This is a genomic window from Lachnotalea glycerini, from assembly GCF_003201285.1.
Classification (GTDB): Bacteria; Bacillota; Clostridia; order Lachnospirales; family Lachnospiraceae; genus Lachnotalea; species Lachnotalea glycerini.
The window spans coordinates 1-1,555 of the sequence record NZ_QICS01000045.1; the positions used below are offsets into that span (position 1 = coordinate 1).

Annotated in this window: 2 protein-coding genes; both read left to right on the plus strand. The window is 30.9% G+C overall.

Features of this window, described 5'->3' with window-relative positions; all coding sequences use genetic code 11:
- On the plus strand, nt 1-528 hold a 528-nt coding region (locus tag C8E03_RS22545), incomplete at its 5' end, for a hypothetical protein (protein WP_278321215.1).
- An 18-nt stretch (nt 529-546) separates the two neighbouring features.
- The gene (locus tag C8E03_RS21735) at nt 547-1,299 is read left to right on the plus strand and encodes a hypothetical protein (RefSeq protein WP_110292110.1); all 753 of its coding nucleotides are present in this window, start codon (nt 547-549) and stop codon (nt 1,297-1,299) included.
- The last annotated feature ends 256 nt before the right edge of the window (nt 1,300-1,555 follow it).

Genomic DNA, 1,555 nt, shown 5'->3' on the forward strand with positions numbered 1-1,555 from the left:
TTGACGGTGGCAGGAACGGCAGAAGCAGTGGCAGGTGGTATTGGAGATATCTTTGGAGCGGCCATATCTATGAGCGGTGCGGGAGCAGCGGCAGGAATACCGACTATTGCAATCAGCACAGATGTTTTGATAACCGGAATAGCAGAAATGGCATATGGTATATCAATTAGTATGACGGCTACGGATAACTTAGCCGGAGATATTAAGAAAGCACAAGAGGCGGCGGAGAATACCGATGTGAGTAAGGGAGGCTCTGAAGCACCTTATGTTAAAGATAAACGTGTTCCACTGGATAGAGAAACAGTACTAAGTGGCAGTGATTATAATAAAACAAATATGAAAGTTAAAGGTGCTACAGTCTATAAAAATGGAGATAAATATTATTATAGAGATACCTTGCATACAGGAAAAAGGGCACATTTAGAAGTTTTTGACAAAAAGGGAAATCATTTGGGAGAAGCAGATCCTTTGACAGGAAAATTAAATCCTAATACTGCCGATAAAAGCAAAAAATTAAAAATAAAGTGATATAGAGGAGCTAAAAAATTGATTGATAAAATAATACAAGATAATGATATATATTTTATAGATGTTGTCGAAAATAAAATAATTGTTAATGACAACTATGAAGGTGTATTAATTTATGATTTAGAATTAGATTTAATTAAAAATATGAAATTATTTGAAGATATAGTAATATATTCATCATTTATACTTGGAAAAAATGAAATAATGTTATTTTGTCCAGAAAATGGAGCTTTGGTATATATAAATGTTGAAAAATATATTAGTAGAGTTATATCATTGAGTGATGAACAACTTTCTGATATTGTAATTGTGGACTTGTATGCGATTAAAGAGGAAGGGGGCGTCTTTGTCGATTCCAATAATGAGTTCATTGAAGTGGCTTGGAAAGAAGAAAGTGTAAACAAGATAGAAATAAGTATGATTTCTGAAAAGTATCAAAAAACAAATGATAAAAAGAAAAGTATAGAACAAATTCAAAAATCACTAATTGAAAGTTATGATTATATTAATATAAACACTTTAGGTAAAATCACTGATATAGTGTATGAAAATGAGATTGTATTATACAACGGAGAAAAAAAAATAACGATGCAACCAGTACAAAATTATACTTTTAATAATGCAAAAATTATTAAAAATGATAATCTGCATTTTTTGGTGATTTTAAGTAATTGCAAAAATGATATCGATTTATCAATAATTACTATTGTATGTATTGAAACATTAATGGAACGAGATAAGGAAATACTAGTTGGAGACAATTTATGTTGATCCAAGTGGACACCGCTATATTAATTTTACTAAATCCAGTTTCTTAATTCAGTATCATGGCTCTCACGAAGTGATGTAATCCATAATACTGAATTAAGAGACTTAAGCAAAAAATTTTGCCTTGGGTATAAATAGGATTTTAAGGTGTAGTTCTAATATGATGATATAAATGCACTCTTTCGAACAAAATTTAAATGTTTGAAAGGGTGCATTTTAACTAAGTGGCACAGGTAAGTGGAGAAACCGACAGCCCTTA